General features: G+C 63.2%; 9 protein-coding genes and 2 tRNA genes. 9 read left to right on the forward strand and 2 right to left on the reverse strand.

The annotated features are described in order from the left end of the window. Window positions 1–269 precede the first annotated feature (269 nt). Window positions 270–2,375, reverse strand: coding sequence for a L,D-transpeptidase family protein (locus AC0IY1_RS02360; protein WP_471767434.1), 2,106 nt, complete (start codon window positions 2,373–2,375; stop codon window positions 270–272). Between the two features lie 98 nt (window positions 2,376–2,473). Then, the gene (locus AC0IY1_RS02365; RefSeq protein WP_471767437.1) at window positions 2,474–3,967 is read right to left on the reverse strand and encodes a sigma-54-dependent transcriptional regulator; all 1,494 of its coding nucleotides are present in this window, start codon (window positions 3,965–3,967) and stop codon (window positions 2,474–2,476) included. Window positions 3,968–4,266: 299 nt separating this feature from the next. On the opposite strand from AC0IY1_RS02365, the gene AC0IY1_RS02370 reads away from it, so the two are divergent. The 9 genes from AC0IY1_RS02370 to AC0IY1_RS02410 all read left to right on the forward strand — a co-directional run bounded on the left by AC0IY1_RS02370 (window position 4,267) and on the right by AC0IY1_RS02410 (window position 13,564). Beyond that, the gene (locus AC0IY1_RS02370; RefSeq protein WP_471767440.1) at window positions 4,267–6,144 is read left to right on the forward strand and encodes a M3 family oligoendopeptidase; all 1,878 of its coding nucleotides are present in this window, start codon (window positions 4,267–4,269) and stop codon (window positions 6,142–6,144) included. A 341-nt stretch (window positions 6,145–6,485) separates the two neighbouring features. Then, entirely contained in the window at window positions 6,486–7,850 is a 1,365-nt protein-coding gene (locus AC0IY1_RS02375; protein WP_471767443.1) for an ABC1 kinase family protein, read from the forward strand. Window positions 7,851–7,973: 123 nt separating this feature from the next. Continuing rightward, entirely contained in the window at window positions 7,974–8,267 is a 294-nt protein-coding gene (locus AC0IY1_RS02380) for an aa3-type cytochrome c oxidase subunit IV (protein ID WP_055955629.1), read from the forward strand. 69 nt (window positions 8,268–8,336) lie between these two features. Further along, on the forward strand, window positions 8,337–9,476 hold the full coding sequence (locus AC0IY1_RS02385) for a Re/Si-specific NAD(P)(+) transhydrogenase subunit alpha (RefSeq protein ID WP_471767445.1): 1,140 nt from the start codon (window positions 8,337–8,339) through the stop codon (window positions 9,474–9,476). A 17-nt stretch (window positions 9,477–9,493) separates the two neighbouring features. Then, on the forward strand, window positions 9,494–9,943 hold the full coding sequence (locus tag AC0IY1_RS02390; RefSeq protein ID WP_055955636.1) for a proton-translocating transhydrogenase family protein: 450 nt from the start codon (window positions 9,494–9,496) through the stop codon (window positions 9,941–9,943). A gap of 3 nt (window positions 9,944–9,946) precedes the next feature. Further along, window positions 9,947–11,344: an NAD(P)(+) transhydrogenase (Re/Si-specific) subunit beta gene (locus tag AC0IY1_RS02395; protein ID WP_471767447.1), complete on the forward strand. Its 1,398-nt coding sequence runs from the start codon at window positions 9,947–9,949 to the stop codon at window positions 11,342–11,344. A 234-nt stretch (window positions 11,345–11,578) separates the two neighbouring features. Next, window positions 11,579–13,267, forward strand: a complete 1,689-nt coding sequence (gene recJ / locus AC0IY1_RS02400) for a single-stranded-DNA-specific exonuclease RecJ (RefSeq protein WP_471767919.1) — start codon at window positions 11,579–11,581, stop codon at window positions 13,265–13,267. A 68-nt stretch (window positions 13,268–13,335) separates the two neighbouring features. Further along, window positions 13,336–13,419, forward strand: a tRNA-Tyr gene (locus AC0IY1_RS02405). 71 nt (window positions 13,420–13,490) lie between these two features. Beyond that, window positions 13,491–13,564, forward strand: a tRNA-Gly gene (locus tag AC0IY1_RS02410). The last annotated feature ends 223 nt before the right edge of the window (window positions 13,565–13,787 follow it).

Consider the following 13,787-nt stretch of genomic DNA (forward strand, 5'->3'; position numbering starts at 1 on the left):
GATGCACGGGAGCGGGTGGGTCCCTATTGGACGCCGATCAGCCCCTCAGCCGGGTCCTTTTTCCACGCCGATACACAGCATGTCGGCCTCAAAGAGGCTGCGACAAGCCGATGGTTCGGACCCTCAGACCCGCGCTCGGCCGATGCAATGTTAGGGTCGGAGGTATATCTCTCCGCTGCGGCTCATGCTTCTATCTCAGGAACTTGCTGGAGATACGCCGGCGCCGGTGATCAAGCAGGCAGTGTCGCCAAATGCCTAAACGTTGGGTGCTACCACCAACCGTTCAGGGGCCGGCCGGGCCGCGGAGTCCAGAGGTCAGGCTCGCCGTTACCGGCCGGAGGACGTTCCGCCATGGCGCGTGAAACAGGGCCATCGGAATTGACTTCTCGAATACGTGCCCGGCGCGCGTCAGCCATTGGCTTTGGAGCGGCCGTCAGCGCCGGTCCGGTCCGCGCTGTGACCGTTGTCGGCTTCCTCTGTAGAGAACGCCGGGCCTCCGCGGATTTGCCGTCTGATCCCCGCGCAACCAACAGACTCCCGGGGCTCAGTCCGAGGGCGATCTTCATACGTATGTCGTAACCGTACAGGTCGGGCAGGGTCCGCGTCGTACCGGCCTCGTCTACCAACGTCGTAAAGTACGCGAGATGAACCGGCAGCTTTTCACTCAAGCGTATCTGGCGCTCGCCCTTTCCAATTAGCTTCTTCAAGCGCTCGCTCGACCACGCTTCTGGCAATACCGCGTCAGCAAACCGGAACGGGTCCTCGACGCGCACGCAGCCGTGGCTAAGGGCGCGGTGAGTGGACGAGAACAAAGTTCGGTTCGGTGTATCGTGGAGGTAGACCGCGTGATTGTTCGGGAACATAAACTTGATAAAGCCGAGGGCGTTGCGCTCCCCCGGCGGCTGACGCACCGAAACATTGCCATTGCGGTAGACTACTTCATAGCCCCGACGGGCCGCGTAATTCGGGTCGCGGGCGAGACCTGGCAAGAACTCGTTCTTCAGGATCGAAGGCGGAACGTTCCAAGACGGATTGACGACCGCGTACTCCATGAGCCCCGAAAAGATAGGCGTCGGCGATTCGGTTTTACCGACGATCACGCGTGCCTCATCGCGCTGGCGCCCGTCGCGGACCACCCGCAAGCGAAACTCAGGGATGTTGACCATGACGTAGTCGCGGCCGAGATCGGACGGCAACCAGCGCCAGCGCTCCATGTTCACGATAAGCGCAGCCTCTGCTTCGTCGGTACGGCCCGCGGGGTCGGGCCGGGATAGAGCGGATACGGTTTGGGCAGTCAATGCGCCGTTCGAGGGCAGACCTCGCGCGCGCTGGAACGCAGCCACAGCTGCAACCACGCCCGCATCGTAGGACTCCGAATTTCCCGGTCCGGCATCGAGAGTGCCGGCTGTCCGGGTTTCTAGGCCGAACCGGCTCCGTAGGGCCGGAACGCGCGGGTCGCTCATGCCGAGCTTAAGCACTGGCCCCTGCGAAAGGTGTACGCTGGACGCAGATGCAGTCTGACTCTGTCCGCGCAGCATCGCGAGGCGCGCCTTGAGAGCGAGGTAACCCGTCTGAGCTGGATTATAGCCTTGTAGCAGTGATCCCGCCGACGAGCCGCCGGAAACGATCCGGGCAAGGACGGCATCCGGTGTTGGCAAGTCGAGAACCGGCGTGATCAGACGCGACAGATTGGCCAGATGGATGCGCCCACCGCGCGCATCCCGTGCATAGAGGACCACCGCGGCTGAGAGCTTCAAGTCCGCGTCCGCGATCTGCGCTTCGGTAGTTCCTGAAGTTCCGAGAACCGGCGCGGGATATGCCGAAGCCGTGAGGCCGTCCTCACCGGCGGCGGCCAACCGGACAGCCACCGATTTCGCCGCGGGCGTCAGCGATCCATCGAGGATCCAGACCGGCTTAAAGGCGCCCAGCGCGTAGAATGCTTGGATGGCCTCGCGATCTTTCGTTGAGAGCCGGGCGAGAAGCGGTTTTGGATCGGCAAGCCGGGTGGCGATGGCAGCAGCTTGCGGATCGGTTGGCAGGGGCGACGGTACCGCAGCTTCGCTCGCGGAAGGTGGTCCCGATGAAGATGGGTTCGCATCCGGTCCCGTCGCAGTCGCGCTCGGACCGGCGCCCGCGGCGGAGGGGTCCGGCTTAGACGGCTCGTGCGCCCCCGCATCGACCGAGGCGTTCCGTGCGACAGGGATTGTGGGAGCTGCATCTGAAGCCGGCGGTGCCGGTTGAACCTGGGGGCTCTGTGCGTAGATCGCCCGGTTCTCCGGCGGGCGCACGTCTAAGCCTTGGGCCTGGGCCTCATAGCCGACGAAGCCTGCCAAGAGTGTGGACAGCGCGACGGAGGCGGAGCGCGAAACGCCCATGGTGGCAACTCCTCGAGACCGACCGTACTGGCCGATGGCATTATGATAATCGGACCCAGCAGGCGCGTGCGCAATCGCACGGTCGCCGACGAGAGCTTTCAGGCGGCAGCCTCGTCAACCTTGTCCTCTTCTGCGAGACCCAGGTCCTTAAGCTTCCGGTAAAGGGTAGATCGGCCTATTCCAAGACGGCGTGAAACCTCGGACATTCGGCCGCGATAGAACTGGAGGGCGAAGCGAATGATCTCCGCCTCCAAACCGTCCATCGTTTTCATTTCGCCCGTCTCTTCCGCGACCAGACTCATGGCATGCGGATCGCGCACTTCCACTCGGACGATTTCCCGCACCGGCTCCGGCGCGCCGCCTTGTACAATTGGCTGAATCGGTGCGGCGGGAATACGAACGTCGAACCCTTCCACCTGAGCGGCGATTTGGGGAAACTCGGAGACGGTCAGTTCGTCGCCATCTGCGAGCACGATCGCACGAAATAAAGCGTTTTCGAGTTGGCGGACATTACCCGGCCAGCCGTACCGTGTCAGAAGCGCCATGGCCTCGGGTGTGATGGCCCTCACCTTCTTGCCTTCCTCGGCCGCGAAGCGCGCGCAGAAGGAGCGCACCAGATCCGGTATATCCTCCCGGCGGGCCCGCAGCGGTGGCAGGGTCATCGGGAAGACGTTCAAACGATAATACAGGTCCTCGCGGAAGTGGCCCTGCTTCACGAGGTCGAGGAGCGAACGATTCGTCGCCGAGATCAAACGAATGTCCACCCGCACACTGCGCTTGCCGCCGACAGGGTCGACTTCGCCTTCCTGCAGGGCGCGCAAGAGCTTCACCTGCGCGTCGAGAGGTAGCTCACCGATCTCGTCGAGGAAAAGCGTTCCACCCGACGCTTCGACGAACTTGCCGACGTGCCGCTCGGTAGCGCCCGTGAAGGCGCCCTTCTCGTGTCCGAAAAGCGTTGACTCGACGAGGTTGTCGGGGATTGCCCCACAGTTGACGGTGACGAATGCCTTGCCGCGTCGATCGCCAGACCCCTGTATTGCCCTCGCCAACACCTCCTTGCCGACGCCTGACTCCCCCTCGATAAGCACCGGAATGTTGGACTTGGCCGAGCGTTCGGCGAGACGGATCACCCGCTCCATATCTGGGCTTCGCGATGTCAGATCCTTGAAGGTCAGGGCGCCCGAGGCGCGCCGGCGCATGCGGCGGACCTCTTCTTCAAGCTGATCTACCTTGAGAGCGTTCTTGATCGAGACCTGCAGACGCTCGGCACCGGCTGGCTTGACGACGAAATCGGTGGCGCCGGCACGCATCGCCGTGACCACGGCGTCGATCGAGCCGTTTGAGGTCTGAACAATCACCGGCACGTCAAGGCCGGTCCTGCGCATCTCGGACATAACCCCTAGACCATCAAGGCCGCCGGGCATGACAAGGTCGAGGAGTAGCACGTCGATCGCATCACCGGCGCGCAAGACTTCGAGCCCCTGCTCGCCGCTCTCGGCCACCCGCGCCTCGAAGCCGAGGCGCCGAACCATCGTTTCGGCGAGGCGGCGCTGCACAGGGTCATCGTCGACGATGAGAACCGTTGTCGACATGGGGCAGCCTCGCTGTTCGCAAGCGGACGGCATCCGACGACACGGGGGTCGTCCGGGCGCCATCGTCGCCGGCGTGTTTCGTTTCGAACCGCAGGGTGCCCCAAGAGCGTAAAGCCGTGCTTAACGACGATCCGACTTTTCCGGACATGGGACCTGTCAGTGCGGACACCCCGCTCCGTGCGCCTCCTGACAAACCGTCCCGACCTTCAGGATTATGGTTGGATCGGATTGATCGGAGGGCCCCCGCACTCGATATCACCGCGCACGGCACTCACCGAGCCGAAAGGAAGCAGATCATCATGCCGAGCCGAACCGTCGCCACTGCCAGTCGTTCGGGCATCGTCACGAATGCGGAAGGGTCCAATGCGGCCAGAGCTACGGCACATGCGGCCGATCTAGGGGCGCTGCCGGAATGGGACCTCACCGACCTGTATGCAGGGATCGATTCGGCCGATTTCTCGACCGATTTGATCCGCGCCGAGGCAGACTGCGCGCGATTCTCCGAGCAGTACGCTGGACACCTCGCAGAGATGGCTGCCGCGCCGGATGCCTCGTCCCAGCTGGCCGAGGCGGTCGCCACATACGAAGGGATTGAGGATCTGCTCGGACGCCTGATGTCGTTCGCGGGCTTGGTGTATTCCGGCGACACCACAAATGAGCTCAGGGAGAAATTCTACGGCGACACACAGGAGCGCCTTACCACAGCCTCCAGCCATCTGCTGTTCTTCGCCCTCGAACTGAACCGCATTCCCGACGAGACCATGGATCTTGCCATGGCAGATGGGCCCCTCGCGCATTACGCACCCTGGCTCGAAGATCTACGGCGCGAGAAGCCATTCCAGCTTGATGATCGCACCGAGAAGCTCTTCTTGGAGAAGTCCGTGACCGGGCGCTCGGCCTGGAACCGACTGTTCGACGGCACAATCGCGGCGCTCCGTTTCCCCGTGCAAGGCGAACACCTCACCTTGGAGCCGACTCTCAACAAACTCCAGGACCCGGATGGCTCCGTTCGGCAGGAAGCGGCGGGCGCTCTTAGCGAAGTTTTTCGCGCAAACCTGCGCACCTTTACGCTGATCACCAACACGCTTGCGAAGGACAAGGAGATCTCGGACCGCTGGCGTGGCTTCAAGGACGTGGCAGACGCGCGTCACCTCTCGAACCGCGTTGAGCCCGAGGTGGTCGCCGCGATGGTTGAAGCCGTTCAAGCGGCCTATCCACGTCTGTCGCACCGCTACTATCGCCTGAAGGCCAAGTGGTTCGGCGTTGAGGCTCTACCCTACTGGGACCGAAACGCTCCGCTTCCCAAGGTCGATCAGCGTACCATTCCCTGGAGCGAGGCACGCGACACCGTCCTGGACGCTTACCGGGCATTCTCGCCGCAGATGGCCGACATTGCCCAGACGTTCTTCGACCGCAATTGGATCGACGCACCGACTCGCCCCGGCAAAGCGCCTGGCGCCTTCGCGCACCCGACGGTACCATCGTCCCATCCCTACGTCCTTGTGAACTATCAGGGGAAGCCGCGGGACGTAATGACGCTTGCGCATGAGCTCGGCCACGGCGTGCATCAGGTTCTCGCCGGCCCGAACGGTGCTCTCATGGCACCGACACCTCTCACCCTTGCGGAGACTGCCAGCGTCTTCGGTGAGATGCTGACCTTCCGTCGCCTCCTGGTCGGCACCGCGAACAAGAGCCAGCGCCGCGCCATGCTGGCGGCGAAGGTGGAAGACATGATCAACACAGTCGTCCGCCAGATCGCGTTCTACGTCTTCGAGCGCAAGGTCCACTTCGCCCGGACACAGGGCGAGCTCACCGCCGAGCAGCTCAACGGACTGTGGATGTCGGTACAGGCGGAGAGCCTCGGTCCGGCGATAGCACTCGATGCGGGCTACGAGCCCTTCTGGGCCTACATCCCGCACTTCATCCATTCACCGTTCTACGTCTATGCCTATGCCTTCGGCGACTGCCTCGTGAACTCACTCTATGGCGTCTACGCGCAGGCTGAGGATGGCTTTGTCGAGCGCTACTTCGCGCTCCTGTCAGCCGGCGGCGCAAAGCCCTACGGCGAACTTCTTGCCCCATTCGGCCTTGACGCCCGCGACCCGGGCTTCTGGCAAATTGGGCTCTCGATGATCGAAGGTATGATCGCCGAACTGGAAGCGATGGAGGGTGCGTAAGCAGGCGGTAATATGAGCCCCTGGCGATAAATGTCTCCCGTTGGTTACCTCAAACAACGGGAGGCGGTTCCTTGTGAGATTTCGCGCCACGCACGATCCACTCCGACACTCAGTCCGCATGCGTCTCGAGGGGCTCCTTTCAAGAGGCAAGGTGAAGGTATAGTGGCGATCCGGGTGTTTGCTTCCGGCGTGAGTGACGAAAACCGAACGCCCTATGGAAGGTGGGGTGATCCGCTGGTGACGAGAATGCAGAGCCGCGACCGTTGAGCCCGCTGCCCTGGCAGGATGCGCCGATACGCTTATCTCAAAGCCAGGATTTCCCGACGAGTTGATTGATCCCGATGGCCGACACCGATCGTGAAGCCAACCGCTTCTCCGCCCGCGCCAGTCGCTATGCGCGCGTTGGCGCCAATGTCGGCGGGGTGGCGGCCCGCATGGCCGGCGCAAGGCTGTTCGGCGGAAAAGAGGCTCCGTCCAATGCGGCAGCCTTGGCCCAAGCTCTTGGTGGCCTGAAGGGCCCGATCATGAAAGTGGCGCAGCTGCTTGCGACGGTTCCAGACCTGTTGCCGCCCGAGTACGCCACCGAACTCCAGAAGCTTCAAGCCGATGCGCCTCCAATGGGCGCAGCGTTCGTCAAGCGCCGCATGATGGCCGAGCTTGGAGCGGGTTGGCAGACCCGGTTCCAAACTTTTGATCTGAAGCCGGCCGCAGCGGCTTCCCTCGGCCAAGTTCACCGCGCAACGGCGCTCGACGGCACACGGCTCGCCTGCAAACTTCAATATCCGGACATGCAATCGGCGGTGGAGGCCGACCTTAAACAGCTCGAAGTCGCATTCGCTTTGCATCGCCGCATGTCATCGTGGCTCGATACCCGGGAGATTGCGAAGGAAATCGGGGCCCGTGTCCGCGAGGAACTCGATTATGAGCGAGAAGCAAAACATGCCGTGCTCTACGGCAACGTTCTTCGCGACGTCGATGCGGTCCGCGTACCCGCCATCCACAAGGATCTCTCGACAAAGCGCCTGTTGACGCTTGGCTGGCTCGACGGTCAGCGGATTCTCGATTTTGCCGAGGCTCCGGTGGACGTCCGAAATCGGCTGGCTAGGTCGATGTTCAAGGCTTGGTGGCATCCCTTCAGCCGTGCCGCCGTCATCCATGGTGACCCCCACCTCGGCAACTACACGGTCTTCTCGGAGGGCGGCGAGGCGAAGGGGATCAACCTTCTCGACTATGGCTGTGTCCGGATCTTTCATCCGCGCTTCGTCGGTGGGGTCGTCGACCTCTATCGGGGTCTGCTGACCAACGACAATGCCCGTATCGTTCATGCGTACGAGACATGGGGATTCAAGAACCTCAACAAGGGACTTGTCGAAATCCTGAATATCTGGGCGCGCTTTATCTATGGACCGATCTTGGAGGATCGTACACGAACCGTGGCCGACGGGGTCAAGCCAGGCGAGTATGGGCGTCGGCAGGCCTTCGAGGTCCATCAAGCCCTCAAGGCGCGTGGCCCTGTCACGATCCCACAGGAGTTCGTTTTCATGGATCGCGCAGCGGTTGGCCTCGGCGCCGTCTTTCTGCATCTTCGTTCGGAGCTGAACTATCACCGGTTGTTCGAAGCAGAGATCGACCGGTTCTCCCTTGCCGAACTGGAAGCGCGCCAGGGCGAGGCGCTTACGACGGCAGGACTTGCGTTGCCGGCTTGAGAGCGTGGCCATAAAAAGGCGTTCGAGGTGATTGGTCGGTGCGCATGTCGATTGCGAGCGACCTTGGCTTGCGCTAAATCCCCTTGGAACAATTAAGATGATGCCCAAGGGGACGCTCACAAGATGGCCGATACCAAGACCGTGTCCGGTGCGCATTACAGCCCGGCGATGGATGAGAAGACTCACGAGCAGACCTATCGCGGCTTCGTTCGATTCGTAGAGATCGGCACTGGTGTCGTCCTATGCTGGGTCCTGGCGCTGGCTGTCGGCGGTATTCGCGAGGCCTGGCTAACCGCAATCTTCGGTGTGATCCTATCTGGTGTCGCGGGTGCCGTCGGTGCTCTCGCTCCCGCGATCGGCTGGAAGGCCCCCCTGGCAGTTGGCATCCTCCTGGCGCTGTACCTCGCTTTCGCCTGATCCCTTTCCATCCATAACTTGACTGATTTGCGGGTCGCCTTCGGGCCGTCCTTTAAGGAGCATTCCTGCATGCGCATCGCTGTATTATCGGAAACCGATCCCGCGGAGCCGCGGGTCGCGGCGGTGCCAGAGACGGTCAAGAAGTTCATCGGCCTCGGAGCCGACGTGACCGTGCAGTCTGGAGCGGGCCTCAAGGCTGGCGTGCTGGACGTCGAGTACGAAGCCGCCGGCGCTTCGATCGTCGGCTCAGCCGCTGATGCGGTCAGCTCGGCCGATCTCGTTCTGAAGGTTCGGCGTCCGTCCCCCGAGGAAATCGGCCTCCTGAAGCGCGGCGCGAGCGTCGTCGCAATCATGGATCCATACGGCCATGAGGCGGAGCTTGGGGCCATGGCGGAAGCCGGTCTCGACACCTTCGCGATGGAGCTGATGCCCCGCATCACGCGTGCTCAGGTGATGGACGTGCTGTCGTCGCAAGCAAACCTTGCCGGCTACCGTGCTGTCATCGACGGCGCTGCCGAGTACGGCCGTGCGATGCCGATGATGATGACCGCTGCCGGCACTGTTCCAGCGGCGCGCGTCTTCGTCATGGGCGTCGGCGTCGCTGGTCTTCAGGCGATCGCAACGGCACGCCGCATGGGTGCGGTCGTCACCGCTACGGACGTGCGCCCGGCAACCAAGGAACAGGTCGAATCCCTCGGCGCGAAGTTCGTTGCTGTCGAGGACGAAGAGTTCAAGCAGGCGGAAACTTCCGGCGGCTATGCCAAGGAGATGTCGGCCGAGTACAAGAAGAAGCAGGCTGACCTCGTCACCACCCATATCGCCAAGCAGGACATCGTCATCACGACGGCGCTGATCCCTGGGCGGCCGGCTCCGCAGCTCGTGTCCGAGGCAATGATCGCATCGATGAAGCCGGGCTCGGTTCTCGTCGATCTTGCCGTCGAGCGCGGTGGGAACGTCGAGGGTGCCAAGAGCGGAGAGGTTGTTACGACTGAAAAGGGCGTGAAGATCGTCGGTCACCTCAACGTGCCTGGCCGCCTCGCAGCTACCGCCTCCAGCCTCTACGCCCGCAACCTCTACGCTTTCGTCGAGACGCTGATCGACAAGGAAGCCAAGACATTGGCGGTCAAGTGGGACGATGAACTCGTCAAGGCGACCAACCTGACTCGCGACGGTCAGGTCTCGCATCCCTCGTTCCAGCCCAAATCTTGATCCCGCCGGAGGATACGATGGCCACGCTTCCCCCCGATCAGGCCGCCGAGCAGGCGCGCGCCGCCGCCGCCGCGGCCCGAACCGCTGCCGATATCGCGCAGCAGCATGCGCTCCAGGCGCAAAAATACGCCGATGGTATCGGTCACGGCCTTAGCGCTGTCACCCACGGCGCCGTCGACCCGACGGTCTTCCAGCTCGCGATCTTCGTGCTGGCGATCTTCGTCGGCTACTACGTGGTCTGGTCGGTGACTCCGGCCCTCCACACCCCTCTGATGTCTGTCACCAACGCGATCTCATCGGTGATCATCGTCGGCGCGCTCCTGGCGGCGGGTGTTCCCTATGTTGAGCACGGCACCGGCTGGGCCCGCTTCTTCGGTTTCGTCGGTATCATTCTCGCCAGCGTAAACATCTTCGGCGGGTTTCTCGTTACCCAGCGCATGCTCGGCATGTATAAGAAGAAGGCCTGAGACATGTCCCAGAACGTCTCATCCCTTCTCTACATCGTATCCGGCGTCCTGTTCATCATGGCGCTGCGTGGGCTCTCCCACCCCACCACCTCGCGGCAGGGCAACCTGTACGGCATGATTGGCATGGGGCTGGCCATGCTCACCACCCTGGTCGGGCATCCGCCGGCCGGGCTCGGCGCCTGGGTCATCGTGATCCTCGGCCTCGCGATCGGCGGGGGGGCCGGCGCGGTGATCGCCAAGCGCGTGCCGATGACGGCGATGCCGCAGCTCGTTGCCGCCTTCCACTCCCTCGTCGGCCTTGCAGCCGTGATGGGAGCGGCCGCGACCCTGTACGCTCCGCAGGCCGTAGGCATCCTTGAGAACGGCCACATCCATAAGGAGTCGCTGTTCGAAATGGCCCTCGGCGTGGCCATTGGCGCGATCACCTTCACGGGCTCAGTCATTGCCTTCGCGAAGCTCGACGGGCGCATGTCCGGTAAGCCGATCATGCTGCCCCAGCGGCACCTCATCAACATTGGCCTCGGCATCGCCTTGGTGGTGCTGATCGCCATTTTCATCGGCAGCGAGAGCAAGGCGATCTTCTGGTTGATCGTCATCCTGTCCTTCGTGCTCGGCGGCCTCCTCATCATCCCGATTGGCGGCGCCGACATGCCCGTCGTCGTCTCGATGCTCAACTCCTACTCGGGCTGGGCAGCCGCCGGCATCGGTTTCACCCTGGGCAACCTCGCGCTCATCATCACGGGTGCGCTTGTGGGCTCGTCCGGCGCGATTCTGTCCTACATCATGTGCAAGGCGATGAACCGGTCGTTCATCTCGGTCATCCTCGGCGGCTTCGGCGGTGACGCCGCGGCTGTGGGTGGCGGCGCAGTAGAGGCCCGTCCGGTCAAGCAAGGTTCGGCGGACGACGCGGCCTACATCATGAAGAACGCGGAGCGGGTCATCATCGTACCGGGCTACGGGATGGCGGTAGCGCAGGCTCAGCATAGCCTTCGCGAGATGGTCGACCTGCTGAAGAAGGAGGGTGTGGACGTGAAGTACGCGATCCACCCTGTCGCTGGCCGCATGCCCGGTCACATGAACGTGCTGCTCGCCGAGGCGAACGTACCTTACGACGAGGTCTTCGAGCTTGAGGACATCAACGGTGAGTTCCCGCAGGCCGATGTGGCCTTCGTCATCGGCGCAAACGACGTCACGAATCCGGCAGCGAAGACGGACAAAGCCTCGCCGATCTACGGTATGCCCATCCTCGACGTGGAGAAGGCCAAGACCGTGCTCTTCATCAAGCGCGGCATGGGCTCCGGCTACGCAGGCGTGGAGAACGAGGTGTTCTTCCGCGACAACACCATGATGCTGTTCGGCGACGCAAAGAAAGTGGTCGACAGCATTCTTAAAAACCTCTGACGCCGCCGCGGGCGATGACCCGCGATGCGGTCTTGGCGGGGTCGGCGCTTGTTCGCCGGCCCCGTTGTCGTTTCGGATGCAGTCCTGCGGCAGACATGGCGCTATGATCCTCCCGTGTCAGCCGCCTTTTCCCTCGACGCGCCCCGCGCGTTCCTCGACGTCTCCCTCTCGGTTCTCGGCCGGCCTTGGCGCGACCGCTGCGCGGATCCAACCGTGCAGGCCTACGCGGCGACGATGGTGCAGGCGCATGCCTTGCCCGAGCTGCTGGCCCGAGTTCTTGCGGGGCGCGGCATCCGCCCGGCCGAAGTGGACGCTTACCTGAAGCCACGCTTGCGCGACCTTATGCCGGATCCCGATTGCCTGATCGACATGGCGCCGGCCGTCGACCGGCTTGCCCGTGCCGTTCAGACCAGCGAGCAGGTAGCGATCTTCGGCGATTACGATGTCGATGGAGCCGCGAGCGCCGCGCTTCTGGCGAGCTATCTACGTGGCTTCGGCCTAACCGTTCACATTCACATTCCCGACCGGATCACGGAGGGCTATGGCCCGAACGTTGCCGCCGTCGAGGCCCTGCGAGGCGCTGGCGCTACCCTGCTGGTCACCGTCGATTGCGGCACGAGCGGACACGCCCCTCTGGAGGCTGCCGCGGCACTCGGCCTTGATGTAATTGTCCTCGACCACCATGGTGCCCCGGAGCACCTGCCTCCCTGCCGTGCCCTGGTCAATCCGAACCGCCTCGACGATCTCTCCGGCCTCGGACACCTCTGCGCTGCGGGCGTCGTCTTTTTGACGCTCGTCGCCTTGAACAGGCGTCTTAGGGGAGAAATTGAGTTTGCCGACCGGCTACCCGACCTCGCCCAGTCCCTCGACCTCGTTGCCCTGGCGACTGTGGCGGATGTTGTTCCACTGGTCGGCCTAAACCGCGCCCTTGTTGTTCAAGGTCTCAAGGTGATGCGCGCCCGCGGCCGCATAGGCCTCGCGGCGCTGCTGGACGCGGCATCCTTAGCTGAGCCGCCGGAAGCTTGGCACCTCGGTTACCTCGTCGGCCCACGGATCAATGCTGGGGGACGGATTGGAGATGCGGCTCTTGGGGCAACCCTCCTTACGACCGCTGATCCGGCCGAGGCTTCACGGATCGCGGTGGAACTGGACCGTCTCAATCGCGAACGGCAGGTGATTGAGGCGGAGGCGGTCGCCGCCGCTGAGGCCGAGATGGGCCACGTGCTCAGTTTCGATCCGGACCGTCCGGTGCTGGTCGCTGCGTCCGCCGACTGGCATCCCGGCGTTGTCGGGCTCATCGCCGCGCGCCTGAAGGAGCGTTTCGGCCGCCCAGCCTTTGCCTTCGCCCTGCGTCCAGACGGCACTGCGACCGGCTCGGGTCGTTCGATCATGGGCGCGGATCTAGGGCATGCCGTCCGTACGGCAGTCGAGGCGGGGCTGGCTCTGAAGGGCGGGGGCCACGCCATGGCGGCGGGCGTGACGCTGCCCGGACCGGACGTCACGGGTTTTCGGGATCACCTCGCATCTGTTCTGTCGACGACCGTGGCTGAGGCACGGGCTGTCGAAGCGCTGCTGGTGGATGGTGCAATCAGTGCGGGCGGTGTCACCGCCGAACTGGTGCGCACGATCCACCGCGCCGGTCCATTCGGCTCTGCGGCTCCGGAGCCGACCTTCGTCCTACCACGCCACCGCATCGTGGACGCCGCCGTCGTAGGCCAAGGACACGTTCGGGTTCGTCTGCGTAGCAGGGATGGCCAAGCCATCGGCGCCATCGCATTCCGGTCTACACAAGGCCCGCTTGGACAGGCACTCCTGTCCAGCATCGGCAAAGAGGTGCACGTCGCCGGCACACTGTCTGTAGACACCTGGCGCGGCGCCGAGCGAGCCCAGATGCGGATATGCGATCTCGCATATTTCGATTGAGTGATGCGGTTGACTCCCGCCCGGACGGTCATCATAAGGACGGCGCGCCGCCGAAAGGCGGTCGGTTTGGGGGAATGTCCCGAGCGGCAAAGGGGGCGGACTGTAAATCCGCTGCGTAAGCTTCGTAGGTTCGAGTCCTACTTCCCCCACCAAACCTCTACTGAGATCCCGATCTTCTTCGGGCTGTCTCAGGCTTCGGTGGCCTGCTAGAAGGGTCGGCGATGCGGGTGTAGCTCAATGGTAGAGCAGCAGCCTTCCAAGCTGAATACCCGGGTTCGATTCCCGGTACCCGCTCCAGCCGGCTACTAGATCTGACGCCGCTGAAGACCCCTGATACGATCTCCGCGATCAAGCGTATGGAAGACTGATCGATTGGACGGGGGCGGCTTGTCCAGACGCCATAGTGTTTCACGGAGAATTTTTCGCTGGCAGCATCAGCAAATTAGTTTTTTGTTTGCAGTTCATCGAGGTGTCGGAGCGACAATTCCTTCGCGTTTGTATCGATACTGCGGCACATTTC

The organism is Methylobacterium sp. AC690 (assembly GCF_979256535.1).

Bases quoted from the DNA above. Each gene is read 5' to 3' on its own strand.
- AC0IY1_RS02370 (WP_471767440.1), top strand. From the start codon at position 4,267: ATGCCGAGCCGAACCGTCGCCACTGCCAGTCGTTCGGGCATCGTCACG.
- AC0IY1_RS02365 (WP_471767437.1), bottom strand. From the start codon at position 3,967: ATGTCGACAACGGTTCTCATCGTCGACGATGACCCTGTGCAGCGCCGC.
- AC0IY1_RS02380 (WP_055955629.1), top strand. From the start codon at position 7,974: ATGGCCGATACCAAGACCGTGTCCGGTGCGCATTACAGCCCGGCGATG.
- AC0IY1_RS02360 (WP_471767434.1), bottom strand. From the start codon at position 2,375: ATGGGCGTTTCGCGCTCCGCCTCCGTCGCGCTGTCCACACTCTTGGCA.
- AC0IY1_RS02395 (WP_471767447.1), top strand. From the start codon at position 9,947: ATGTCCCAGAACGTCTCATCCCTTCTCTACATCGTATCCGGCGTCCTG.
- AC0IY1_RS02390 (WP_055955636.1), top strand. From the start codon at position 9,494: ATGGCCACGCTTCCCCCCGATCAGGCCGCCGAGCAGGCGCGCGCCGCC.
- recJ (WP_471767919.1), top strand. From the start codon at position 11,579: ATGGTGCAGGCGCATGCCTTGCCCGAGCTGCTGGCCCGAGTTCTTGCG.
- AC0IY1_RS02375 (WP_471767443.1), top strand. From the start codon at position 6,486: ATGGCCGACACCGATCGTGAAGCCAACCGCTTCTCCGCCCGCGCCAGT.
- AC0IY1_RS02385 (WP_471767445.1), top strand. From the start codon at position 8,337: ATGCGCATCGCTGTATTATCGGAAACCGATCCCGCGGAGCCGCGGGTC.